The following is a 25,387-nucleotide window of genomic DNA, read 5'->3' on the forward strand; positions in this document are numbered from 1 at the left end:
CTCTATTTAACTCAATTACAGGCTGGCATTTGCTGATGTCCCCCTGTAGGGTTCTGTTGTATCAAATTTTATATAATAATTTTTATTCCGTAGCAATTCTCACGCGGGTAATGTGCTTTAGCATTTTATCAGCGCGGGTAAATGAACATTTTATGATAAAGAAAAAAATTACCGCAGCTCTTGTGATGCTGTGCGGTTTCACCATAATAGCATCGTGCCAAAGCTCATCTAATGAAGAGATGGTATCGATCCTGAAGCAGATAAACAAGAAGAATTTCACTATTTCAAATCCTTTTAATCCGGAAGCGAAATTAGCTTACTGCGACTCATTGCTTAGAACCAAACGGCTTGGCAAAAGCCCTGAGGTTTTGTTTTCAAAGGCATCGCTGTTATTAAAAGCCGGACAGGAGCAGCAATCGGTAAATATTTATAAAAATCTGATGGATAATATTGACTATATGTCGACCGATGAAATGCTGCCCGACCAGGCCATAGCTTACATGCGTTTAGGTGAGCGAAGTAATTGTATGCTTAACCATACCGGTTCATCGTGTATTTTCCCTATCAAGGACGATGGTGTGCACAAGCTCCAAACCGGCTCAAGAAAAGCAATTGATATTTATAAAACATTATTAAAGCTTCACCCTGATGATTATGAATCGCGCTGGCTTATCAATATTGCTTATATGACACTTGGCGAGTACCCGAAAAAAGTGCCTCAAAATGTTTTGATCCCGGGCCTTAATACGGATTCGGATACGGCCTACCAGGTTAAGCCATTTGTTGATGTGGCGGCCAGTCTTGGTCTTAATATTAACGGAAGGGCAGGTGGTGTCATTGTTGACGATTTTAATAATGATGGCTACCTTGATATCATGACATCGGGCTGGGACCTGAGCGACCCAATGCATTACTTTCAAAACAACCAGGATGGCACATTTAGCGACCGTACAGAGGCTGCCGGCTTAACAGGTATTACCGGCGGGCTTAATATCCAGCAAACAGATTATAACAATGATGGCAAACTGGATATTTTTGTTTTGCGCGGCGCATGGCTTACAAAAGGGTTCGGTAATCAGCCAAGCTCATTATTGCGTAATAATGGCGATGGTACCTTTACCGATGTAACCACCATTAGCGGCTTATTTATGCTTCACCCGACTCAAACGGCAACATGGGCCGATTTTAATAACGATGGCTGGCTGGATGTATTTGTAGGTAATGAAAATTCAGAGTCGATGTACTTTGCCGATGAGTCAACATGCCAGTTATATATGAATAACCGTAATGGCACGTTCACTAATGTAACCACCGCTGCTCATTGCGGTATCAAAGCTTTCGTAAAAGGGGTAACATCTGCCGATTATAACCATGATGGCTTTATTGACGTATTTGTTTCGACTATGGACGGGCATAAATACCTGCTTAAAAACAAAGGTAAAACCGAAACAGGTGTGGATTTTGAAGATGTTACAGCTCAATCAGGCCTTGACCAGATCAAACAGCGGACCTTTACTACCTGGTTTTATGATTATAACAACGATGGCTGGCCCGATCTCATGGTTGCTAATTACCATTTCGAACGTACTTTAGGTTATTACAGCGCCGCCGCTGCCCTGGGTAAAGCCGTACCTGAAGCTGGCAACATCTACCTGTATAAAAATAATCATGACGGAACGTTTACCAATGTAACCAAAGAAGCAGGCCTGGATAAAGTAGTTTACAGCATGGGTGCCAATTTTGGCGATATTGATAACGATGGTTATCTGGATATGTACTTTGGCACAGGTAACCCCGATTTTAGATCGCTGGTGCCTAACAAGTTTTTCAGGAATATTGGTGGTAAAAGGTTTGCCGATATTACATCATCGTCTCGTATGGGTAATTTACAAAAAGGGCACGGTGTAGCATTTGCCGATCTTAGAAACGTTGGCCAGCAGGATATTTTTGCCGAAATGGGAGGGGCTTACATTGGCGACTCATACACAAGCTCATTATACTTGAACCCCGGTGTAAGCAATAACAATTGGATCAGCCTGAAATTGAATGGCACAAAAGCTAATAACGCGGCTATAGGGAGTCATATCAAACTTACTTTTGTTGAAAATGGGGTTAAGCGTTCTGTTTATAGAGATGTCAACTCAGGCGGAAGCTTTGGGTCATCGCCTTTGAGGCAGGAGATGGGCATTGGCCAGGCAAAGGTAATTGATGAAATTGAGATCAAATGGGCTGGCAGTGGTGCTGTGCAGTATTTTAAAAATGTAGCTCCTAACCAGTTTTTAAACATTACAGAAGGTAGTGCACAATACAAAACCACCCAGTTAACAAAATTGATTTTCCGAAGCAAAGGCATGCCTGTGTGTATGCCCATGCAAATGACAGCTAAAACAAATTAGGGTTATGTTGCTTTAATTGAAAATATTGGTTATGCATTGTATATCAAAATGGTTACATTTATACCAATAACAATTAATTAATCTTAAACCATGAGAAAGTTCCTCTTACTATGCTGTATGTTCATCGGATTAGCTGCAGCAGGCAACGCGCAAACTAAGCCCGGTGCCAAACCTGTTGAAAAATCAAAAGAGCTGCAAAAACAATTAAAGCTTACTGATAAACAAACTGAAAAAATCGCGGCGATATACCAGGAGTCATCTGATAAATTTGAAAAGATAAAAGCGGCAGATAAAGGTGATAACACTAAAATGCTGGTTGACATTAAGCCGTTAAGAGCAACAACTATTTCAAACATCAAAGCTGTTTTAACTAAAACACAAGCAGTGAAATATGATAAGCTTTTAAAAGGTACAAAAGCAGCCGGCGGCAGCGGTTGGGGTGATGGTTGGAGCGCTACCAACGGGCAATAAGCTGTTTCTCAATAACAAACAAATAAATAAACGGGCCGCTTTTCTGACAAAGAAAAGCGGCCCGTTTATTTAACAAACTTTTACGTCAAATTCATTTGTACAGAAATGATCCGGGATAGTTTCTATCAATGCTTAAAATGCCTCATTCAAGCCCAAAAAGAACCCTTTTTGACCATACCTGCCAAACGCGTAATCAAGGCAAAGATTGGTGCGGGTTGCTTTATTAAATAATACGCGCAAACCGCCGCCATAGCCCGGCTGCCACTGCTGAAATATTTTAGTGCCCGACTCATCATTGGCTGTTTGCAGGTTGGCAAAGGCAACGCCGCTAACAAATTTATTCCGCAGTATCGGGAAGCGGTATTCCACTTCCGAATAGTTGTATTGTGTGCCTTTAAAATATTGTACAACATAACCCCTTCCGCTTCTGAAGCTGGGGTCTTTACCGGTACCGGGCAGCTCGAGATAAGGGATATTACCACTAATAAGGTACGATCCCCAATTCCAGAAGGCAACAACATGTTCGGGGTTAGTTTCCGACAAGCTGAAATACTTTCTGAAATCGGTAGTGAACTGCACCGCGTTTCTTGAACTTCCCAGCCAGCTTTGGTTAACGCGGAATCCTGCATCAACGTAAATTCCCCGATATGCCCGGTTCTGGTTATCGCGCGTGGTGTATTGCAGGTTAAAGAGCATACCATTAGCTGCATAATGATCGCGGGCAAAACCGTGGCGATCACTGTAAATGTTGTATGGAGTGAGATCAGTTGTTGATTTGGTGTCTTCAATTTTTCGCCTGATGTCGAAAGATACACCTGCGCCTAAAAATAAGCCCTTGTCAATTTCTTTGTATACTTTCTCTCTCAGGTTATAATATTGGGAATGCAGCGCCCTGCCTTTGCGTTCGGGGTTGGCCAGCACCTGGTCGGCCTCGCTGCCGCTTGATGCCTGGCCAATTCCCAAACCGTAGTCGGGCGATACCGTTTTGGCTGCAACCAAATTGCCCTGGAAATTCCATTTATTACCCGGTGTGTATACGTTATGGTTGATATAAAAATAAATAATGCCCTTAGTGGTAATAGAAGCCGATGTAGCTGCTACCGAGAGCAGGGTATTCGGATCGTTTCCAAGTTTTTTACCGGCTACAGCTTTGATCCCGATCTGCGACCCAATAGTTGGGTTGGATGCCACATTAGGTATAATGGTAATTCCCGACGACTTTTTACCAGGCGCATCAGCTGGTCGACCGGGATGCAATATGTTGCGAACGAGGTCGCCAAAATCATATTGTTTGTATAAAGTATCTGTTGCCTTGACAGGCTGTACCGTTTTTTCTTTGATACGTAAAGAATCGGCTTTCACTGAATCGGCAGGTACCTGTACCTGGCCGTATGTATTATTAAATATGCCAGTAAGGAGGATGGATAATAAAGCCGTTAAAAACAGGAAAGAGCTTCTATGTGGTAGTTTGTGATGCACGTTAACTTATATAAATGTTTTAAATTCAATTTATTGCCTGTAAATTGTGATTGGCCTTAGCCCATTTTTAAACCCTGAAATCTGTAGAATGTTTGAAGTTTAAATTTCGGAAGAAGTTAAGCAAGGGCTCGGGGCGTATTATTTGATGTTTCGGTTAAATATTGGTACCTTAATAGTCTCTTATTATAAACCACAGAAACCCGTTCTGTCCTGCTGTACTTTTTTTAACCAATTATGATCACGAACGCACCTTGCACCCGTTTTATGGCTCTTATTGTTTTTATGCTCAGCTCCCTTTTAAGCTATGCACAAAACAACCAGGGCGCAACAGATACCATTAACCGCAAATGGTGGAAAGAGGCGGTTGTTTACCAAATTTATCCCCGGAGCTTTAAGGATAATGACGGAGATGGCATTGGCGACCTGAAAGGCATCATCTCAAAGCTTGATTATATCAAAAGCCTGGGGATTGATGTTGTTTGGCTTAATCCCATTTATAGTTCACCTAATGATGACAACGGGTATGATGTAAGCGATTACCGCAACATCATGAAGGATTTTGGAACGATGGATGATTTTGACGATTTACTGAAAGGCATGCATACCCGTGGCATAAAACTGGTTATGGACCTGGTGGTGAACCACAGCAGCGACGAACACGAATGGTTTAAACAAAGCCGCAGCTCGCGCAATAATCCGTATCGCGAATATTATCACTGGTGGAATGCCGAAAAAGGTAAACCGTCATACCGTTATAGTTTGTTTGATGTAAATCATGATGCCTGGCGATATGATTCACTCACCAATGCTTATTACCTGCATTATTTTTCGCGTAAGCAGCCAGATCTTAACTGGGAAAACCCAAAACTCAGGAATGAAGTGTACGGAATTATGAAGTTTTGGGCCGATAAGGGGATTGACGGCTTCAGGCTGGATGCTTTTCAGTTTGCTGCAAAGGACACTACGTTCCCTGCTTTCCCGAAAGGGTTTGAAAAAAACTTTACCCAATACTACGGTGTACAGGGCAATTTGCATGGTTACCTGCAGGAAATGAACAGGGAGGTGCTTAGCAAGTACAATGTAATGAGCGTGGCCGAGGGAGCAGGCAATACATTTGAAGACGGCCATAACTTAGTTGACGCCGACAGAAATGAATTAAATATGGCTTATGCATTTGAAGGTGTGGATATTGCCAAAACCGAGGGTTACAGCGTGATTCATTTAAAACAGGTTTTTACCAAATGGGACAGTGCCTTTGCAGCAAAAGGCTGGCTATCGATATTTTTGGCTAACCATGACCAGGCCCGGTTAGTAAGCAGGTTCGGTAACGATAGTCCTGAGTTTAGGATTGTATCATCAAAAATGCTCACTACTTTTTTAATGACCATGCGTGGTACGCCCTATTATTATAATGGCGATGAACTGGGCATGACAAACGCAGGTTTTACCACAATTGATGATTACCGCGATGTACAAACGCTTAACGAGTACCAGCGACAGAAAAATACCGGAGCCGATTTGCCGGCATATTTAAAACGGATCGCCTTTGAAAGCCGCGACAATGGTCGTACCCCCTTCCAATGGAACAGCACTGTAAATGCGGGCTTCACTACGGGTACGCCCTGGATAAAGGTAAACGCTAACTATAAAAATATTAACGCAGCTATTCAGGAAAAAGATGTTAACAGCACCTTAAACTACTTTAGGCGGATAGTAAAATTGCGCAAAGATAACCTGGCGCTGGTATACGGGAAATATACATTGCTCGACGCGCAAAACCCAGACATTTATGCTTATACAAGAGAACTGAATGGCAAAAAGCTGCTTGTGCTGCTAAACTTTACTAGCAAGCAGGCTTCGGCCCAAACCGGTGTGGATTTAGGTAATGCAACGGTTTTAATAGGCAATTATAAAAAGCCATCGAAAAATGGTACACTCATGCCATATGAGGCTGTTGTTTATGAGGTGAAATAGGAGGGATTTTAAGGGTACTAAAATGGAAAACAACAAAAGCGTCATTGCGAGGCACGAAGCAATCCCCAACTATACAGGGCGAACCTGCTTGTCGGGGATTGCTTCGTGCCTCGCAATGACGCCTTAGAGATACATTTTCTATCGTAAATTTAAAATCTTATCTCACCACCAATGAAATCTGTAACACCTTAGGTTTGTCGCCAATTGCCGGGCCGCCCCAATCTGTCTCATCGCCATTAAGGATGCGGAGTGATTTGAATGTGCCATGATCATACCAACCTACTTCAACCTTAAGATATTGCCAGGCTTTGCCGGTATTGCTTCCTGCGGGGCGGAACGTGATGCGGCAGTTTGTTCCGGTCATGATGAATTTATTTTCATCAAGGGTAACTATCATTGCTTTGCCGTTATGGTCTTGATTGGGTTTAAGCTCGCCGCCCCGGCCACTGCCGAATTTTATAACAGCATCCCATGCCCCAAGTTTAATGGCTTGTTCCGCGCCATCCTCATGTTCAATAACGGCTTTGATCTTGCCTTCAAAAGCCCATTGAGCCAGCTCGCGCATCATTGGGGCTGCCATCGCATATTCCTGAGCAAAAGGGGTAAGTCGCTCAGCGAGATGCTCATCGTTTGAGCTATCCCCATTATCATCTATTCCAAACGGCGAAAATCCGATTCCACCGTGAGTTAAAACATCATAAAAATATTTGGCATTATCGGCAACTAAACCGGCTTCGGGTACAAACAGGGCATTATCTGCACGAGCATACAGATCAATCACTTTCAATACTCTTTCGCTGCCCGACAGATAAATATCAGGAGCAAGCAGATCGATGGAGGGAGCTGCCGCTTTCCAAATGGGGATCACATTATCGGTGGCCCCACCGCTTTCATAATGGGTTGCAGGGGGATTGGTAAGTGGATCACGAAGTGCCACGTTTATATATAGTGGTAAAGGGTATTCCGCTTTGCCGGCAGCAGCAACCTGCTCAATGAAACGGGCTATTGACCAGGCCTGGAAATATTCATCGGCCCTGTCACCAAATACCTGCTGCCATGATCCTTTTGAGGCTGCCGGTATATCCAGGGCTTTTAGCATAGCCGGTTTTAACAGATCGGCGGGGACATCTGCCTCAAATAATTTTTGCGCTTTTGCCGAATAATCGCGAACAGTATCCCACGAACCCGGCTCATTTTCAACCTGAACCATAATAACGGTATGCTGCGTATCTGCCTGCTTTAAATACCGCATAACTGCCGAAAACGCTTTAACGTCAGCATCCAGTGTGGCCTTTGAATGCGGTGAGGGGGAGTCGATTGGCTTGCCTGTTTTACCGGTGACGTTCGGATATTTCTCTGCATCACGTTTCATCCATTCGGGCATATAATGGTTACTGCCGTTTTTCCAAGTGGCAAACCATAATAGCACCAGTTTTACATTGTGCTGCCGGGCTTGGGTAAGCAGCGTATCTACCAATGAAAAATCAAACTTGCCGGGTTGGGGTTCTATCTGTTCCCAGTAAATGGGGACTTCGAGCGTGTTGAGGTGCATGGTTTCAACCGACTTCCATACTCCTGGCATCAAAGCCGGCCATGCGCTTGAATTATGTGCCTGGCCGCCTAACATTAAAAACGGTTTTCCATTAACTAAAAATGCGTGCCTGCCATTTTTTTCAATGAGCTTAGGTAATGAGGCATCATTTGTTTGGGCAATTGCTTTGCTTCCTGCTAATAACAATGAAGCAAGCAGGAAAATATTTTGAGCTATTTTGCTAATTATTTTAAGCATGGTATCAAAGGTTTATGATCAGGCCAAAATAATTACAAAACAGCGCTTAAGGTAATACTAAATAAACCGTTTATGGTTAAAAATATACCACCGGTCGCCTTTACTTATTCAACTGCAGCTTGGCAAAAAAATCATTAAACATAAGGTTAATATCCAGCCGGCGATAAACCCGGATGTTACGGCCATGAGCGTTATAATCATACCCTCCCTGCGCATTAATGAGCGGACAAGGCTTTAACACATATTCGCTTGAGGAGGGATCGGCCTCGAATGATGATTGTAATGCGGTAAGCAGCACCAGCGGACTATCGCCTAAAATATAAGTCTCCCCAAGGTTAAGATGGTATTGCTGGATGCGGGCCATCAGGCTTTCGAGCGTATTAACCAGGTATTTCCCAATTTCGCCCTGTGGTTTTATTTTAAGCTGTAATTCAGAATAAGGCAATATGGCCTGGCGATAGCCATCCCTCGGGATTTGCCATAGTTTTAATTGCGAATGGTTGAACACAGCCCTTGCGGCATTGATGTCAATATTCAGGTTATACTCGGGGCTGCTGTAGTTTGGTGGGGGCAGTGCAAGATCAACGTATTCAGGCCCGCCTATCCATACCAGGGTCACTTTATCTGCAATTTTTGGATCAGTTAACACCGCAGAGGCAATTTCGGTAAGCCCGGCACCGCAAAGCACATAAAGCGGCAGGGAAGTATCAGTGCGTGAAGCTTCTTTAATGATGAGATCAACCGCCTGGCTTTTTACCGGGGTGCTGTCATTAACCATGGCCGTATTAGAGCCGGCTGTTACCGGGAAACGATCTTTGAGTTTTAAAACAGTTAATAGTTTGGTGGCTTCTTTTACCGCATTATCTGCCTGGGTTTTCGATTTGTCAAATCCATCGTTAGCATTTAAGTGTGAACCTATAATGCCCCTCACCTCTACCGATGGAGACAGGGCTAAATGAGTAAGTGCAAACAAGCCATCCGGATCGCCGCCAAAATCATTATCCATAATCACCCTGATGCGGGGCGAAATGAGTTTATTGGTAGCAGTTGATTGCCCTTTGGAAACAAAAGGAAAAACAAACAACAGCAGCAGGAATGGTAAAAACTTGCTTTTGATCATGGCTTACAGGCTAATTGGTTGGTGCACACAATATAGGTGTTTTGCCACGAAATAAGTACCGGTTTATCCGGCGATACTTTCAAAAGCCGCAAGATACTTATCAATGTAAAACTGCTTGCTTGCCGTTTTGTATTGCATGATAAAACGCGGATGTTCCAGTGCTATGATTTCGCCAAAAAAATGATATTCATCGTTCAGCTTGCGTAAAAATGCCTCGTTCTTGCCGGTGCCAAAACAAAAGCATTTATCTGTATTAATACCGAGGTCGATCTGCTTGCGAATATTTTCGATCATAAACTGATAAACAGCCCTGGTTAGTTCTTTGCTGTCGTAATAATTGTAATTCTTTTCCTTGCCGTTAGCATCAATGCTGGTAAAACCAAGCGGACAAGGCGAATTGATATAGATCTGCTTATAAAATGCTTCAGGGCCACCAAAAGCATTGATCACCTCATAAACAAATACGGACGAGGGCTCGTGCGACATTTTGCCTTCATAACTGATGTGGCATTCGGATATCAACCGTTTAGGGTCGGTAAAGGGGATGCCGGTTAGGCCTCCGCCAAACCTGCCGGGATTAATGCCTAAAATAACATGGCGTTGCTGGTTATCGTTATAATACTTGTTATAAAAAGCTTCAACAATCCGCATGGTTTGTGGATGCTCTTTAAAAGGGTTCATGATGCGGATCCCTTCTGGTAAAGGATCGCCGGTGTAGGTTAATTGCTCATTGAATTGGATAATCCGGTCTGCAAGTGTCATAACTCAAATTTAGCATTAGTTGAGCAATTGTTTTTGAACTGTTGAGGCTTTTTCCTTTAGTGTTTATAGCATTTGACTTATTTTGCGGGCGATAACAAAACCGTTTACCGCGGGGGGAGGCTTATGTCAAAAAAGAAAAAGGGTAAGATAGTAGCAATGAAGTCAGCTCAGCTAAGCCCGGAAAAGTATATTAAAACACAGGCACGTACGCTGCGTATTTTTGAATGTCTGATCAACGATGATTGGGAGACATCCGGCTTGTGTAATATCATAGTGGCCCGCCAGCACAAAAACGGAAATGTAACAGCAGGTATTTACCTGGTTGATATATTTTGCCTGGGTGTTAAGGGTGCCCAGTACGAATTCAATATGTACCAGGACGACTACGAAGATTTAAAAGACAGGTTCAATTGGGAAAGATGCGATTATATACTTGCTCATAATATCATTTTTGGCGCGATAGCTTACGCCGAAGATTATGGATTTAAGCCGCACAAGGAATTTGAAATAGCAGAGTATATTTTAGAGGAAGATGATGAAGCGACAGAGCTGATGGAGCTTGATTTTGGATTAAATGGAAAACCTCATTATGTATCGGGCCCTTATGATGACGCTGTGAAAGTCAATAATATCATAGCTACACTTGAGCGAACAGCAGGCGAAGGCAATTTTACTTATACATATCTTGGAGATGGATTTGACGATATGGATGATGAGGATTTGGACGACTGGGACGAAGATGACTATGATATTGATTATCCCAATGATGGAAACGGATTGGGGGCAATGCTGAAACTTTTGAAAAACGTAGGTGAGACATACGATGCTAAAATAAGGACCGAACAAGCCAGGCAGATGTTATCAGAGCATTATATTGGTGCCAAATATGAACTGAGTGAAACAGAAGGCGCATTGGAAGACAATCGTTTTGGTAGTGATGAAGAGGCGGGCGATTATTATAGGTTAAGAACGATTATTGCCAACAAAGAGATTGTTCCGGTAAAAGAGTTTGAGGAAGCGCGTTTAAAAGTTTGCAATTCTGGATCTTTTTAAAGCAAAATTTGCCGTTTTAACAGAGGGCGGATTTTTAGGTAAGTAACGTGCCTAACGCTTTTAGTATTTAAGGTGGATAATGTGTAGTTTATTGGTGATTGGTATCTCGATAATAAAGTTATTTGATATTCGCTTTTTACCAAATGGTAAGTGGAACCGGTTTTTCACGGAGGAAATTTGTGGTGTTTAAAAAAAGAACAAACATCATGAATAATCAAATTGAAAACAGATCGTCATTAAATGGCAAACGGGTAATTATATTAGGAGGTAGTACAGGCATAGGCTTCGCGACAGCAAAAGCCGCCGCTGCCGAAGGTGCTAAAGTTGTAATAGTTTCGGGCAATCAAAGTAAGATCGATAAGGCTTTGAGCCAGTTGCCTGAAGGTACCGAAGGCTATGCTGTTGACCTTTCGCATGAAGAAAATATAAAATCGTTTTTTAAACAAGCCGGTAAGTTCGATCACATGGTTTATACGGCTGCCGAAAATTTAAACCTCAATAATATCGACCAAACTGATATTGATGCTGCACGTAAGTTTTTCAATCTTCGTTATTGGGGCGCTTATGCTGCTGTTAAATATGGTACGCCATTCATTAATGCCGGAGGTTCGGTAAACCTAACCGGTGGTACAGCAGGTACAAGGCCTGCCGCGGGTTGGTCAATAGCCAGTAGTATTTGCGGCGCTATGGAAGGCTTGGTAAGGGCGTTGGCCGTTGAGCTTGCCCCAATACGTGTAAATAGTGTGGTGCCCGGCGTAATTGACACCAACCTTTGGGATAGCTTACCTGCCGAAAATAAAGAAGGCCTCTACAATTGGGCGAAAGATACACTGCTGCTTGGCCGTGTTGGCCATGCCGATGACGTTGCCCTCGCCTTTGTTTACCTCATGAAGCAAAGCTTTGGTACCGGGTTGAGTTTGGTGGTTGACGGCGGCACATTGTTGGTATAATGGTTTAATGAGAGACGCCTAACCGCAAGGTGATCAGGGTAAAAAAGTTTAGGTAAAAAAGCGTCATTGCTTCGTACCTCGCAATGACGTTGTGTGAATTGCATTATTAAACAGCACCTTATCGATATACAACGCTTTTTGCCAAAACCTCCATCTTTTGTATCTTGGGCTATTCATCAACCCAAAAACAATTGACAAGCACCCCGATACATTTTAATAAAACCCGCATAGCGCCAACGCCGAGCGGGTTTTTGCATGTGGGTAATATTTTATCATTTTCGCTTACAGTGGCATTAGCCCGCAAATATGGTGCGAAAATATTATTGCGGATAGATGATCTCGACCGGGCAAGGGTTAACCCTGAATATTTAACCGATATTTTTGATACGCTTCGTTTTTTAGAAATCTCCTGGGATGAAGGCCCACAGGACATCAATGATTTTGAAGCCCATTTTTCGCAAGTTCATAGGATGAATCTCTACAACGAAGCCCTTGAGCAATTGGTTGCCGGTGGTTTAGTTTTTGCCTGCACTTGTTCACGAAAGCAGCTGGGTGAAACCGCCCCATGTGCTTGTATTGATAAACAGAGCCCGTTAAACACTCCGGAAGCAAGCTGGCGATTACGTACAGATAGTAATGCCGTATTAAAATTGAACAGTTATGATGGCACAACTATCCAAACGCAATTACCTGCCGAAATGGAAAATTTCGTAGTCAGGAAAAAGGATGGCTTTCCCGCCTACCAGCTTACGTCGGTTGTTGATGATTTGTTTTATGGTGTCGACCTGATTGTAAGAGGGGATGACCTGTGGGCATCAACGCTGGCCCAAATTCAATTGGCCGCTGTGCTGGATAAACCAGTTTTCAATAATGCAGTATTTTATCATCATCCTTTGTTGCTTGAAGGGTCGGGGAAAAAACTATCTAAGTCGGCAGGCTCAACATCGGTCAGGTATTTGAGGCAGGAGGGCAAGAGCGCGGCAGAAGTATTTGAGCTTATTTCAAATCTGTTAGGACTTCCCGGTAGGGCCGATAGCTGGCAGCAGCTTGCTGGGCTTATTCTCGGCTAATCTTCATGGCTTATTAACAGGTGTTTATAAAATGCTGATTTAATGTGAATCGGCCTTAATCGAAAAGTATCGGTTTGTATATTTTAATGTGATGAAAATGTTAATTCATTTACAATAAATTAAAACATACGGTGCTTTTACTTTACCATGACATAACTGCCTGTACACATCGGAGCGGTAAATTTGTATCAACAAATACAAATTACGATGCAAGCCGCATTTTGCCACAAGCACCTGAAATTTCTGTTTTTTGTTATCCTTGCCTTCAGAGCCATTACCTGCCAGGCTCAAAACAGCCCCCTCTCCAAAGGTTTCGCACATAATGATTACTGGCATAACCGGCCTCTGTATGATGCCCTGGATAACGGTTTTCAAAACGTAGAGGCTGATATTTACCTGCGCGACGGCGAATTGCTGGTTGCTCATATGCTGCCGGCTTTTCAAAAAAAGCGTACCCTGGAGCAGCTTTATTTAAACCCGTTATTCAATTGCTATGAGGGTAAAAACAGGGAAGTGGTACACCCGCTTTCTCCCATTACTCTTATGATCGATATCAAGTCCGACGCTGAAAAAACCTATGCAAAGCTGTCGGAAGTGTTAAAACGTTATGCGCCGATGCTGTCGAGCTATAATAATGGCGAAATAACAGAGGGGAATGTAACCATTGTCATTACCGGCAACAAGCCTTATAAAATGCTCCAGGCGCAAAAGGAACGTTACGCTTTTATCGATGAGGACCTGATGCAGGTGCATACCGATACGCTTTCAAATACCGTTTACAAAACCGCCAGTTGCAAATATTCGCGCCTGATCAGCTGGACAGGTAAAGGCCCGATGCCCGAAGATCAAAAACAGTTGCTCCGCGATTACGTAGCCACAGCACATCAATACAAGAAACGGGTGCGCCTTTGGGCTTCGCCTGAGAATAAGGAAGTATGGCGGGCCTTGCTTGAATGTGAGGTCGACCTGATCAATACAGACAAGTTGGCCGAATTAAGAGAATTCCTAATGACCGGGCCGGAGCCTGTGCGGTACGCTAAGGTAAACACCAGGTAATAACATTTAATCAATCAATAAGATGAAAAAGATCAGAGTGGCTTTTTTTGCCGAGATACTTATTGAAGATTTTGACGGTGCAGTACGCACCATGTACCAGCTCATTAAGCGAATAGATCGTAATGTTTTTGAATTTTTGTTTGTGTACGGGGCTGGGCCTGACAGTATAGCAGGATTTGAATCATTAAAAGTTCCGGCCTTAACACTGCCTATTAATACGGGTTATACCATGGCTATACCAGCTTTGGTTGTTAGCGAGTTAAGAGAGGAAATAGATAACTTTTCGCCGGATGTTGTACACATTGCTACCCCATCGCTATTGGGCAATTTCGCGTTAAAATATGCTTCTCAGCGCGGTTTACCGGTAATCAGCATCTATCATACCCATTTTATTTCCTATATCGATTACTATCTGAAACATACCCCATTCCTGATCAATAAGGTTAAACAGATGATGACCGAAAACCACAAGATTTTCTATAATCAGTGCGACCAGGTATATGTGCCCTCGTTAAGTATGAAGGACGAGCTCATTGATATAGGCGTCGATACTTACCGCATGAAGCTTTGGCAAAGAGGGATGGATACCAACCTGTTTTCGCCCGGTCATAAAAACGACAAAGCCCTGCGCCGGTTAACCGGGAATGATAATCCTACAATTTTATTTGCGAGCCGCCTGGTTTGGGAAAAAAACCTGGAAACCCTGTTTGAAATTTATACGATAATGCAAAGCCGGCATCCTAAGGTTAATTTTATAATTGCCGGGGATGGCGTTGCGCGTAAGGCCTGCGAAGCGAAGATGCCGAACGCCGTGTTTACCGGTAAGGTAGATCACAAATCACTTTCGGTTTTGTATGCATCATCAACCCTGTTCCTGTTTCCTTCGGTATCCGAAGCTTATGGCAACGTAGTGCTTGAGGCAATGGCATCGGGCCTGCCCTGTGTGATAGCCGATGGCGGAGGCTCAAAAGATTTTATTGAGCAGGGTATCAATGGTTTTAAATGCGATCCTTATAACGCCGCCTGTTTTGTTGAACGGATTGAATTACTGCTTAAAAGTAATAGCTTAAGAGAGCAGTTTATTGAAGAGGGGATTCAATACAGCAGCCGGTTTAGATGGGAGCACCTGGCATCGGTATATTTTGATGACCTGGCCGAAATGGCCGGCGCAGATGTGCTGAGTATCGTATAAAACAGATCTGATCCCTAAAGTGATTTCCCTGTCACAAAACATTAATATCCTTGTACACCAGATCCTATTTCTTACATTTGCCGTTTGTTTAAATAATAAGGGCTGATTATCAAATCATAATAGGGGAATTTCATGTACGATATTTGTTGTGTAGGGCATATTACGTTAGATAAAGTGGTGACGCCGCAAGCGGTAAAACACATGGCGGGCGGTACTTCTTTTTACTTTTCAAACGCCATCCGTAATATGGATGTGAAGTATACCCTGGTTACTTCGCTTGCTTTAAGCGAAATGCCGGTGGTTGAAAAACTTCGCGGCAAGGGTATCGAAGTACATGCCACTACCGGCGGCGAAACGGTTTACTTTGAAAATATTTACTCTGTTAACCAGGATCACCGCACTCAGCGCGTGCTACAAAAAGCTGATCCCTTCACTATCGAACAACTTGATGAGATCCGGTCCCACGTTTATCATTTAGGCCCTTTACTGGCCGATGATATCTCTGTAGAATTTATAAAGTCCCTCGCTCAACGTGGTAAGCTGTCTCTTGACGCACAGGGGTACCTGCGCAAAGTAGAAGATAAAAATGTAGTGGCTATCGACTGGCCCGAAAAACGCGAAGCCTTGCAACATATCCACATCCTGAAAGTGAACGAACACGAAATGGAAGTGTTGACCGGGATAACTGACATCCATGAAGGTGCCAAAGTTTTGAACGAATGGGGTGTTAAAGAAGTAGTGGTTACGTTGGGCAGCATGGGCTCTGTTATTTATACCGATGGTGTTTATTACCAGATCCCGGCATATAAACCATCGGAAGTAGTTGATGCCACCGGTTGCGGTGATACCTATATGGCAGGCTATTTATATCAGCGAGCCAAAGGCAAAGGTTTCCAGGAAGCAGGTGAATTTGCAGCCGCCATGGCCAGCTTCAAAATTGAATCATCAGGTCCTTTTACCGGTACGGAAGAAGATGTGCTGGAGCTGTTAGCTAAGAATAGGGTTTGAAGCTGAAAGCTAACACTGGTTCAAGTTTAGCGATAGCGTAACTTGGACCTAAAATAGGTTAAGCTTTCAGCTTAACTAAAATGATACTATTGATAATCCTTTTGCTATTCAAGATCTCCCACCTCGGATTACTATGCATGTAGCCTAAGACTACAGTTGGCCATCAAATATTGAAATTCTTTATGCATGTAGTTACAAACTACAAGCATAATTAATCCGTAGACGGAGTCTACGGACAGCATGATACTATTGATAAACCCCGGAAGCAGGATGCTTCCATGGTTTTAGGACGAAGTTACGCTATCGCTAAACTTCGACCAGTATAAAGCTTTAGGCCTTGGGCTTTCTGCTTTTAAGCTCGAAAAACCTTTCGCCTCCCTCAAAAAACTATATTTCCTTAGCATCCGATTCATTGATCCAGCCTTCGTTGCCGCTGGCCAGCCTGATCTTCATCCAGCCGTTGTTGTTCTCCAATATCTGAACCTTGGTGCCATCGTGGATCAGGAACAGGTTTTTGGAACCTGGCGTCGGTCCGCTTTTTACATTTACAGATGTGCTGAAGATAATTGCGCCATGGTGAGCATCAAAATACTGGTCCTGGCTATTTGCTACGAACATGCTTGCAAAGCCGAAAAGCAACAACACTAAAGCCGAATAGAACGACAGCTTTTTAATGCTTACCGAATTGGTAAACCTGTATGTTATTAACAATGCAGAGCCCGCAATAATGAACAGGATGCTCATTACAGCCAATGTTGTTAACGAAAAGCGAAGAATGAACGAGTGCCACCATTTGGTAATGAAAAACTCGGTACCGGCATCAACCTTATCGGTTGTTTTTTGATTGGCAAACTGGATATTGAAATTGATATCCTCATCCCCCGGCGAAAGCTTATGCGCCTTTTCGTAATACAACAGGGCCGATGGCACATCTTCATTTTTAAAATAGGCGTTGCCTAAATTATAATAAACCAATGCCGACTGGTGTCCATCGTCTACAATTTTCTGGTAGCTGGTTATAGCCTCTTTGTACTGGCCTTTGGCGTACTGGTCGTTTCCTTTTTTTAACAGGATGCTGGCCTCATCGTTAGCTAATGCGTACATGGGCATAACGATGATGAGCAGGATGTATATAATGCGCTTCATCATGTTATATTTTATTTTCAATGTTATTGATCATGTTCTGTGCCTTATCAAACACCTGCTGCTCGGTAATACCTGATACAGGGGCATAGCGGGCCATCTCGCAAAGGTCAAGCGTGTCAAGCATCTCATTAATGAGGTTTTCATCAAGTGAACGGGCTTGCAGCTCTGAAGCTATCTTTTCGTGGTTCAGGTCGGCATAAGGGATGTTGAGCTTATCGCTCAGGTACCCGTATAAACCGCGGAACAGGTTCTCGTAAAATGCCTTTTTATCATTCAATTGCTGTTTGGCACTTGCCAGATGTTTGGCTGCTACCTTGCCTGCTTTACGGCTTTTTAAACCTACTACGTCGGCATTGTTCTTATCGCGCCATTTGCCGTAAACCAAAGCGCCCATAAAGCCTACCGGACCTAAGATCAGCAGGAAATAATATAATCCCGAGCCATAAAAATCGCTGCCTACCTCGTTTAGTTCGCTGCCGGTTTTTATGTAGCGGATATCATTGCTCAGTACCTTAACATCCTGTTTGCCCGCGTTTGAAAAAGCGGTAACATTACTGCCATCGCCGGTGCCTTTAGCTACTTTGATGTGGAATGCCGGAGTGCTTAATGAAACGTACCTGCCGGTAGCGGGGTTAAAGAAAGCGAACTTAACCGGATCGATGGTAAAATCGCCCTGGTGCCTTGGAATCAGCAGAAAAGTGTATTTCCTGTTGCCCGATGAACCGCTTGCATTTTCGGTAATAGTATCGGTTATCTTGGGCTCGTACTTCTCAAAATCGGCCGGGAAGGTTGGGTTTATCGGTTTCAACAACTTCAGGTTGCCTGTACCGCTTACCTTTATGGTGTAATTAATGGCATCATTAGCTTTAACATCATTTTTATCAAGCGAAGCCTCAATATTAAACTTACCCACTGCACCGGTAAATTCGGCTGGCTTGCCTGCCTGTGGCAACGGTTTTACATGGATAACAACGGGCGTACTTTTAACCTTGTACTTCACATCCTCGTATCCGCCAAAAAAAGCATCGAACGGATCACCTGATGATGAAGCGGCCTGCTGCCTTACTATAAAGTTCATGATGGATGGCTCAATGGTGATATTGCCTTCATGCTCGGGGAACAGGATGGTTTGTTTAATATCAGTTACGTTGTAGCGCACACCATTTAAAATCTCGGTACGCCATTGGGCATTAGGGTTATTGTTTTTGATCTCCTGACTGTAAAAGCCGTTCAAATCAGGGATCTTTTCTGGTTCGCCGTTGGCTATGTTGACCCGGGTATAAAGGCGCAGGTTCATCATGATCTGCTGGCCCATATAGGCGGTTGTTTTATCAACCTCGGCACGCAAAAACAATGATTTGGAGATATCGCTTACACGGCCTTTCTGAATGTTGCGGCTATCGGGACCGTTACTGCTTTGTTGCTGGGCTTGCTGGCCGACCTGCCCGCCCTGGCCTTTTACAACTTTAATTTTAATTGGAGCCGTGCTGTAAGGCCTTCCGCCCGACATGATTGTAGCCGGACCGATGGTTAATTCGCCCTCTTTGGTTGGTACCAGGTCATATCCGTATGCGATACTTGCCGAGGTAACCCCGTTAATCATGGACACGCTGTTGGACACGTTAGGGCCGCCAACTACCTGGAAGCCGCCAAAAGCAGGTGGTGCAAAACGATCTCCATTGGCGTTGATGGAAAAGGTTACTTCAAGTACCTCGCCTGTGCCAATAGTGGTTTTATTTACCGATGCCGTGAACTTTACCTGCGCAAAAATCAGGCTTGAGCAACATAGCAGCAGCGTTAATATGGAAAGTTTAATTTTCATTAGTATCTACAAAACAACAAGATTTTACCAATCCTTTGAAATAGGCACTTTAGCGCCTTTTAATTTTTTATTCTTCAGCTTATCCTGGGTTTGCTTCTCATCGTTGTTGAGGGCGTCAAGCATCCGCTGGGCATCATCTTTTGACAGTTGGTTTGGCTGCTGCCCCTGCTGGTCTTTCTGATCCTGGTTTTGCTTGTTCTTGTCCTGATCTTGCTTGTTTTTATCCTGGTCTTTCTTATCCTTATCGTTCTTATCTTTATTTTTATCGTCCTGGTTTTTCTTATCGTCTTTGTTTTTATCCTTGTTTTTGTCCTTATTATTGTTGCCCCCGCCGCCTTTGTTCTTATCCTGCTGGTTTTTTAGCATTTTTTGGGCATAGGCGAGGTTATACCGGGTCTCCTCATCTTTAGGATTATTAACGAGTGCTTTTTTATAGGCGTCGATACTTTCCTGGTATTTTTTTTCGGTTAAAAAAGAGTTACCGATATTGTGATAAGCACCAGCTTTCACATTTTTATCAATTGATGCGTTTGCCAGTTTATTGAACTGCGCGGCTGCATCATCATATTTTTTCTGCTTAAACATGGCATCGCCAAGGTTAAAATTACCTTCAAGGGTTTTTGCCTTTTTGCTCATGGCCTGGCGATACGCTACTTCTGCTTCTTTAAACTTTTTTTGCTGATAGAGTTGGTCTCCCTGCCTCAGGTATTTCCTTTCCTGCTGTGCAAAAAGAAATGAAGCCTGCAGCACTAATAAAATGGCTATGATATATTGCTTCATGTGTTTTTTACTTCAAATAATTTGATCTTGCTCAGGCGCATATTTTTACGGATGGAGATAAAGAACTCGGCCAGTAACAATACAAAGGCAATGGCCAGGAAAAATTGAAACCTGTCTTCAAAATCTTTAAACTGTTTGGTATCCGTCATCTTGCGCTGTACTTTGGCTATCTCATCCATCACAATGTTAAGGCCGCTGTTGGCATTGTTGGCACGTACGTAAACGCCTTTTCCTGCTTCGGCTATTTCCTTACCCATGGTTTCATCCAGCTTGCTGACTACAGGTTGCCCGGTGCTGTCATTATGAAAACCGATTTGTTTGCCGTTTTGATAAATAGGGATAGGTGCGCCTTCTTCCGAACCTACACCAACCACATTCACGGTAACGTTTTTAGCTAAGGCATATTTAGCTGCGGCTACGGCATCATCCTCATGGTTTTCGCCATCGGTAATAATGATGATGGATTTACCGGTTCCGTTCTTAAAATCAAACGACTGCATCCCTAAATTAATTGCCGCGCCAATTGCTGTGCCTTGTGTTGGCACCATTTCGGTATTAATGGTGTTCAGGAACAGTTTGGCTGCCGCATAATCGGTAGTTACCGGGAGCTGTACATAAGCCTGCCCCGCAAATACTACGATACCGATGCGGTCGTCATGCAGTTTATCTATCAACTGGGATAACGCGCGTTTGGCATTTTCCAAGCGGTTAGGGGCAAGGTCCTGCGACAGCATACTGTTCGATACATCAAGCAGGATCATGAGGTCGGCACCTTTGCGCTTTACCTCTTCTGTTTTGGAACCCAACTGCGGATCTGCAATGCCAATAATAACAAGGGCATAGGCTAAAATGAAAAAGATGAACTTGATCCAGGGGCGTGAAAAGGATACCTGTGGCATCAGCTGCATCACCACCTCCTTGTTACCCAACGAGGCTATGGCTTTACGTTTCCACCAGTTTACCCTCAAAAAAATAAAGAGCAGCAGCGGAATAGCAAGCAATCCCCATAAAAATTCTGTATTTGCAAAACGTAGCATGCTGTTATGTTATAGCTCCCTTAAGCAGGGTGTGTCTTGTTAAAAATTCTAATGATAAAAGCGCCAGTGCAATAATGGCGAACGGCAAAAAGCGTTCGGTTTTTTTGCGGTACTGGGTAACATCTATCTTGGCTTTTTCCAGTTTATCAATCTGTTCGTAAATATCCTTCAAAGCGCTGTTATTGGTTGCCCTGAAATATTTACCGCCGGTAATGGTAGCAATTTTGCTCAGTGTGCCTTCATCAATATCAACTTTCATGCGCTGGTACTGCACACCCATCGGGGTTTGAACAGGGTAGGGGGCATAACCGTTTGTGCCGATACCTACCGTATAAACCCTTACGCCAAACTGCTTGGCAATTTCGGCAGCTGTAACCGGCGGGATGGAGCCCGAGTTGTTTGAACCATCGGTAAGCAGGATCACTACTTTACTTTTGGCTTCGCTGTCTTTTAACCGGTTTACGGCTGTTGCCAACCCCATACCAATGGCGGTACCATCTTCAATCATCCCGTTTTTGATATCGGCATAAAGGTTTACCAGTACAGAGTGATCGATAGTGAGCGGGCATTGTGTAAAACTTTCACCACTGAAAACCACCAGGCCGATCCTGTCATTAGGGCGGTTCTGGATAAAATCAGTAGCGATGTTTTTGCCCGCTTCAAGCCTGTTGGGTTTAAAATCTTCGGCAAGCATACTGCCAGAGATATCTGAAGCTATAACGATATCAATACCCTCGGTGGTGGTATCCTGCCAGCTTAATGATGATTGCGGCCTTGCCAGCGCTATGATCAATGCCGCCATTGCTAACGAGCGTAATATGATGCTCAAATGCCTGAAGCGCGGCAGCATGCTTTTGGTGATCATGGCGAAGCCCCTGATGGTAGGCATGGCCAGGTTACCCTGCAGCTGCTTTTGTTTCCAGATGTACCAGCCCACCATAAGCGGGATACTGATCAGCAGCCAGAAAAAGCCGGGATGGGCAAATTCTATTCCTTTAAACCAAATCATTTTGCCTCATCTCCCTTCACATCTGTTGGTCTGGCATGGGGTTGTGTATCTTTAATAAAAGTAACAGCATTTTCCATGCTCTTTTCATTTTCATGAGCCGCGGGTTTTTCTTTGGCAAATTTCACCATGTCCGATAGCACGAGTAATTGTCTTAACAAGTTCCTGTCTTCACTGGCTATATCCATATTCCGCAGACTGGCAAAGATCTCTTCGGAGGTTTGCTCCAGGGCCTGTATGGTGTACCGTTTTTCAAGATACTCGCGCACTACATCGCTCAGTTCAATATAATATTGCTTAACCTGATCATGCTGCCAAAGCTGTTTGTTTTTGATTTCTTCAAGTTTTTGAAGCGCCTGCACATGCAAGGGAACGTCAGGTTTAACCTCTTCAACAACCACTTCCTTTTTAGGTCGTTTAAGCAGGTAGTAAACTACTCCGCCTGTAACCAGCATTGCGGCTAATATTCCAACTACCAGCTTCCAGTTATCGCGCAGCCAATCCCAAAAAGTATATTTAATGGTAAGCGGTTGCTTTATATCATAAAATGCTTTAGTTGTATCAACCGCAACTGTTCTTACATCAAGATTCAATGTATCAGTTGGTAAGTCACCCACCGGCGATTTAAATACATATGACGGGATGATGTACATACCGCTGTCGAAAGCGGTAATAGTATAGCGCCTGTTAATGGTTTCGATCGATCGATCATCCTTATCAAAAACGGTATCAGTCTTAAAGTGTACAATCCTGATCTTGCCTATGCTATCGGCCAGTTTTGGAAACCCGATGCTGTCTTTAACATGAAAACGGATGCTTAAGTTGAGCTGTGTTTGTTCGCCTATGAGGATAGATTTTTTATCCAGCGTAGCTTTAGCTCCAAAGTTTTGCGCCCTGCCTGTTTGGTAAAAGCCTGCAAGCAATACCAACATAGCCAGGGTGTATTTGATGTACCTGTTCATATATTTTACCGCCGGCCTTCCCGCTTTTTAAATAATGTCATTAATGGTTTAACGTATGATTCATGTGTGCCAATGGTAGTATAATCAACCCCCGAGCGCTTAAAAGTATCCTGCAGGGCAGCGTTGCGTTTCACGGCATCCCATTTAAAGGCATCGCGAACGGCTTTATCACCGGTGTTTACCCACATGATCTGTCCGCTTTCTTCGTCCTTAACAGGTATGAGGCCCAGGTTAGGAAACTCATCTTCATGTTTGTCGTACAGCTTTAGGGCAATGATATCGTGCTTTTTATTGGCGATCTTAAGCTCGTTCTCAAACTCAGAAGTAATAAAATCCGAGATCACAAAGGCCGTGCATTTCTTTTTGATAACGCTTGTAAAGTATTTCAGAGCCGCGGCTACGTTGGTGCCCTTGTTTTCGGGCTGAAAAGCGATCAGCTCGCGGATGATCATCAAAATATGGCTACGGCCTTTTTTAGGCGGAATAAATTTCTCGATCTTATCGCTGAAAAGTATGATACCTACCTTATCATTGTTTTGTATGGCCGAAAATGCCAGTACGGCGCAAAGCTCAGTAGCCAGGTCCTGCTTTTGCTGGTTTTGTGTGCCGAAGTTTTCAGACCCGCTCACATCCATCAGTACCATAACGGTAAGCTCGCGCTCCTCTTCAAATACTTTTACGTAAGGAGCATTAAAGCGGGCCGTTACGTTCCAGTCGATGGTACGGATCTCGTCGCCGATCTGGTATTCACGCACCTCGCTAAAGGCCATACCGCGCCCCTTGAAAGCCGAATGATACTCGCCCGAAAATAAGTGGTTACTTAAGCCACGGGTTTTGATCTCTATCTTCCTTACCTTTTTTAGCAGATCCTTGGTGTCTTTAGCCATTTGGCCCCCTCTAAATCTCTCCGCCAGCTGGCGGAAGACTTTTAAAAATCATTGTTATAAAACTGTTACTCGCCCTGTTGTAAAGCCCTCTTCCTTTAGGGGAGGGTTTGGGTGGGCTATTACGGTACCTCAACCGCGTTCAGGATCGCTGTAATGATATCCTCACTGGTGATGTTCTCTGCTTCGGCCTCGTAGCTTAAGCCTACACGATGCCTTAACACATCGTGGCAAACAGCGCGTACATCCTCAGGGATCACATAGCCGCGGCGTTTGATAAAAGCATAAGCTTTAGATGCCAGAGCTAAACTGATACTCGCCCTTGGTGACGCACCGAAAGTGATAAGCGTTTTGTATTTGGCAAGCTTAAACTGATCCGGGAAACGGGTGGCGAAAACGATATCAATAATGTATTGCTCTATCTTTTCGTCCATATAAACCTCGCGCACTATTTTGCGGGCTTTGATGATCTCCTCAGGCTTGATGATGGCGTTTGGTTTACCCATGCCTGCCGGCGAAATGTTGGCGCGCATGATCTTTTTCTCATCTTCCTTGTTAGGATATTTGATCACCACCTTCAGCATAAAACGGTCAACCTGTGCCTCTGGCAGGGGATAAGTTCCTTCCTGCTCAATAGGGTTTTGGGTTGCCAGTACCAGGAACGGATCGGGCAGCTTATAGGTGGTATCGCCAATGGTTACCTGGCGTTCCTGCATGGCTTCAAGCAGCGCACTTTGCACTTTGGCAGGCGCACGGTTGATCTCATCGGCCAAAACGAAGTTAGAGAAGATAGGGCCTTTGCGCACAATGAACTCTTCTTTCTTTTGGTTGTAGATCATCGTACCCAACACGTCGGCAGGGAGCAAATCCGGTGTAAACTGGATCCGGCTAAAGTCAGCCTGGATAGCTCTCGCCAGCGTATTGATGGCAAGCGTTTTTGCCAATCCAGGTACACCTTCCAATAAAATGTGCCCGTTAGCCAGCAAACCGATCAGCAGGCGCTCAACCATGTAGCGTTGCCCAACTATCACTTTATCCATCTCCATGATGAGCAGATCGATAAAAGCGCTTTCTCTTTGTATCATTTCATTCAGTGCCCTGATATCGGTTGAGTACGACGTTGGGGCTGCCGGTGCAGCTGATGAAACATTTCCTGTATAGCTATTTTGTTCTTCCATTAATTTTTTTCGTTTCGGTAGGCAAACTTAAACACCCGCTCAATTTTTCGCCAACTAAAATCTATGCTTAAATGTTAAAAAGTGTTAAATCGTAATATATCGTGGCTGATATATCTGTTTAGCACTCACAAAGTTCGGTGGTAATTGTTAAATCCGGCCCTGTTAAATCCCCAATATACATTATTTAGCTGCTTTTGTACAATATAACGTGTTAAAAGGTATTTTATTGAATGGAGGGTTGCACACTTAGAT

The 25,387-nt window shown here is 43.8% G+C and carries 21 protein-coding genes; 9 read left to right on the forward strand and 12 right to left on the reverse strand.

Translation table 11 applies throughout. The annotated features are described in order from the left end of the window. The first annotated feature begins 152 nt into the window (after positions 1-152). Together AC1DUD_RS16145 and AC1DUD_RS16150 are read left to right on the forward strand one after the other, a co-directional pair. Complete coding sequence (locus AC1DUD_RS16145; protein ID WP_477376096.1) at positions 153-2,396, forward strand: FG-GAP-like repeat-containing protein; 2,244 nt, start codon at positions 153-155, stop codon at positions 2,394-2,396. A 90-nt stretch (positions 2,397-2,486) separates the two neighbouring features. Beyond that, entirely contained in the window at positions 2,487-2,867 is a 381-nt protein-coding gene (locus AC1DUD_RS16150) for a hypothetical protein (RefSeq protein WP_477376098.1), read from the forward strand. Between the two features lie 132 nt (positions 2,868-2,999). On the opposite strand, the gene AC1DUD_RS16155 is transcribed toward AC1DUD_RS16150, so the two are convergent. After that, the gene (locus AC1DUD_RS16155; RefSeq protein WP_477376100.1) at positions 3,000-4,346 is read right to left on the reverse strand and encodes a BamA/TamA family outer membrane protein; all 1,347 of its coding nucleotides are present in this window, start codon (positions 4,344-4,346) and stop codon (positions 3,000-3,002) included. Between the two features lie 234 nt (positions 4,347-4,580). Between AC1DUD_RS16155 and AC1DUD_RS16160 the strand changes: the two genes are divergently transcribed. Further along, positions 4,581-6,320 carry a glycoside hydrolase family 13 protein gene (locus AC1DUD_RS16160; protein ID WP_477376101.1) on the forward strand — a complete coding sequence of 580 codons (1,740 nt, stop codon included), beginning with the start codon at positions 4,581-4,583 and terminating at the stop codon, positions 6,318-6,320. A gap of 157 nt (positions 6,321-6,477) precedes the next feature. Here the strand turns inward: AC1DUD_RS16160 and AC1DUD_RS16165 are convergent, their stop codons facing one another. The 3 genes from AC1DUD_RS16165 to AC1DUD_RS16175 all read right to left on the reverse strand — a co-directional run bounded on the left by AC1DUD_RS16165 (position 6,478) and on the right by AC1DUD_RS16175 (position 9,991). Beyond that, positions 6,478-8,109 carry a GH35 family beta-galactosidase gene (locus AC1DUD_RS16165; protein ID WP_477376103.1) on the reverse strand — a complete coding sequence of 544 codons (1,632 nt, stop codon included), beginning with the start codon at positions 8,107-8,109 and terminating at the stop codon, positions 6,478-6,480. Positions 8,110-8,209: 100 nt separating this feature from the next. Continuing rightward, positions 8,210-9,229, reverse strand: coding sequence for a nucleoside hydrolase (locus tag AC1DUD_RS16170; RefSeq protein ID WP_477376105.1), 1,020 nt, complete (start codon positions 9,227-9,229; stop codon positions 8,210-8,212). 63 nt (positions 9,230-9,292) lie between these two features. Continuing rightward, positions 9,293-9,991, reverse strand: a complete 699-nt coding sequence (locus tag AC1DUD_RS16175; protein WP_477376107.1) for an SMUG2 DNA glycosylase family protein — start codon at positions 9,989-9,991, stop codon at positions 9,293-9,295. Between the two features lie 123 nt (positions 9,992-10,114). On the opposite strand from AC1DUD_RS16175, the gene AC1DUD_RS16180 reads away from it, so the two are divergent. From AC1DUD_RS16180 to AC1DUD_RS16205, 6 genes are all read left to right on the forward strand, one after another. Beyond that, the gene (locus tag AC1DUD_RS16180; protein ID WP_477376109.1) at positions 10,115-11,044 is read left to right on the forward strand and encodes a hypothetical protein; all 930 of its coding nucleotides are present in this window, start codon (positions 10,115-10,117) and stop codon (positions 11,042-11,044) included. Between the two features lie 206 nt (positions 11,045-11,250). After that, the gene (locus AC1DUD_RS16185; RefSeq protein ID WP_477376111.1) at positions 11,251-11,994 is read left to right on the forward strand and encodes an SDR family oxidoreductase; all 744 of its coding nucleotides are present in this window, start codon (positions 11,251-11,253) and stop codon (positions 11,992-11,994) included. 164 nt (positions 11,995-12,158) lie between these two features. Further along, positions 12,159-13,064, forward strand: coding sequence for a glutamate--tRNA ligase family protein (locus AC1DUD_RS16190; protein WP_477376113.1), 906 nt, complete (start codon positions 12,159-12,161; stop codon positions 13,062-13,064). Between the two features lie 207 nt (positions 13,065-13,271). Continuing rightward, positions 13,272-14,120 (forward strand): phosphatidylinositol-specific phospholipase C/glycerophosphodiester phosphodiesterase family protein, encoded by an 849-nt coding sequence (locus AC1DUD_RS16195; protein ID WP_477376115.1) that lies wholly within the window; start codon positions 13,272-13,274, stop codon positions 14,118-14,120. 22 nt (positions 14,121-14,142) lie between these two features. Beyond that, the gene (locus AC1DUD_RS16200; protein WP_477376117.1) at positions 14,143-15,312 is read left to right on the forward strand and encodes a glycosyltransferase family 4 protein; all 1,170 of its coding nucleotides are present in this window, start codon (positions 14,143-14,145) and stop codon (positions 15,310-15,312) included. Between the two features lie 132 nt (positions 15,313-15,444). Further along, positions 15,445-16,320 (forward strand): PfkB family carbohydrate kinase, encoded by an 876-nt coding sequence (locus AC1DUD_RS16205; protein ID WP_477376119.1) that lies wholly within the window; start codon positions 15,445-15,447, stop codon positions 16,318-16,320. 387 nt (positions 16,321-16,707) lie between these two features. On the opposite strand, the gene AC1DUD_RS16210 is transcribed toward AC1DUD_RS16205, so the two are convergent. From AC1DUD_RS16210 to AC1DUD_RS16245, 8 genes are all read right to left on the reverse strand, one after another. Further along, the gene (locus AC1DUD_RS16210; RefSeq protein WP_477376121.1) at positions 16,708-17,466 is read right to left on the reverse strand and encodes a tetratricopeptide repeat protein; all 759 of its coding nucleotides are present in this window, start codon (positions 17,464-17,466) and stop codon (positions 16,708-16,710) included. Positions 17,467-17,470: 4 nt separating this feature from the next. Beyond that, positions 17,471-19,288, reverse strand: coding sequence for a BatD family protein (locus AC1DUD_RS16215; RefSeq protein WP_477376123.1), 1,818 nt, complete (start codon positions 19,286-19,288; stop codon positions 17,471-17,473). 24 nt (positions 19,289-19,312) lie between these two features. Next, entirely contained in the window at positions 19,313-20,068 is a 756-nt protein-coding gene (locus AC1DUD_RS16220; RefSeq protein WP_477376124.1) for a tetratricopeptide repeat protein, read from the reverse strand. Further along, positions 20,065-21,105: a vWA domain-containing protein gene (locus AC1DUD_RS16225; protein WP_477376126.1), complete on the reverse strand. Its 1,041-nt coding sequence runs from the start codon at positions 21,103-21,105 to the stop codon at positions 20,065-20,067. The genes AC1DUD_RS16220 and AC1DUD_RS16225 overlap by 4 nt, the downstream gene beginning before the upstream one ends. Before the next feature lie 4 nt (positions 21,106-21,109). After that, positions 21,110-22,114 carry a vWA domain-containing protein gene (locus AC1DUD_RS16230; protein WP_477376128.1) on the reverse strand — a complete coding sequence of 335 codons (1,005 nt, stop codon included), beginning with the start codon at positions 22,112-22,114 and terminating at the stop codon, positions 21,110-21,112. After that, positions 22,111-23,073: a hypothetical protein gene (locus AC1DUD_RS16235; protein ID WP_477376130.1), complete on the reverse strand. Its 963-nt coding sequence runs from the start codon at positions 23,071-23,073 to the stop codon at positions 22,111-22,113. Before AC1DUD_RS16235 ends, AC1DUD_RS16230 begins: the two co-directional genes overlap by 4 nt. 5 nt (positions 23,074-23,078) lie before the next feature. Beyond that, entirely contained in the window at positions 23,079-23,960 is an 882-nt protein-coding gene (locus AC1DUD_RS16240; protein ID WP_477376132.1) for a DUF58 domain-containing protein, read from the reverse strand. A 119-nt stretch (positions 23,961-24,079) separates the two neighbouring features. Then, positions 24,080-25,135 carry an AAA family ATPase gene (locus AC1DUD_RS16245; RefSeq protein ID WP_477376134.1) on the reverse strand — a complete coding sequence of 352 codons (1,056 nt, stop codon included), beginning with the start codon at positions 25,133-25,135 and terminating at the stop codon, positions 24,080-24,082. Positions 25,136-25,387: the final 252 nt, after the last annotated feature.

Source organism: Mucilaginibacter sp. P4_A11 (genome assembly GCF_056402535.1).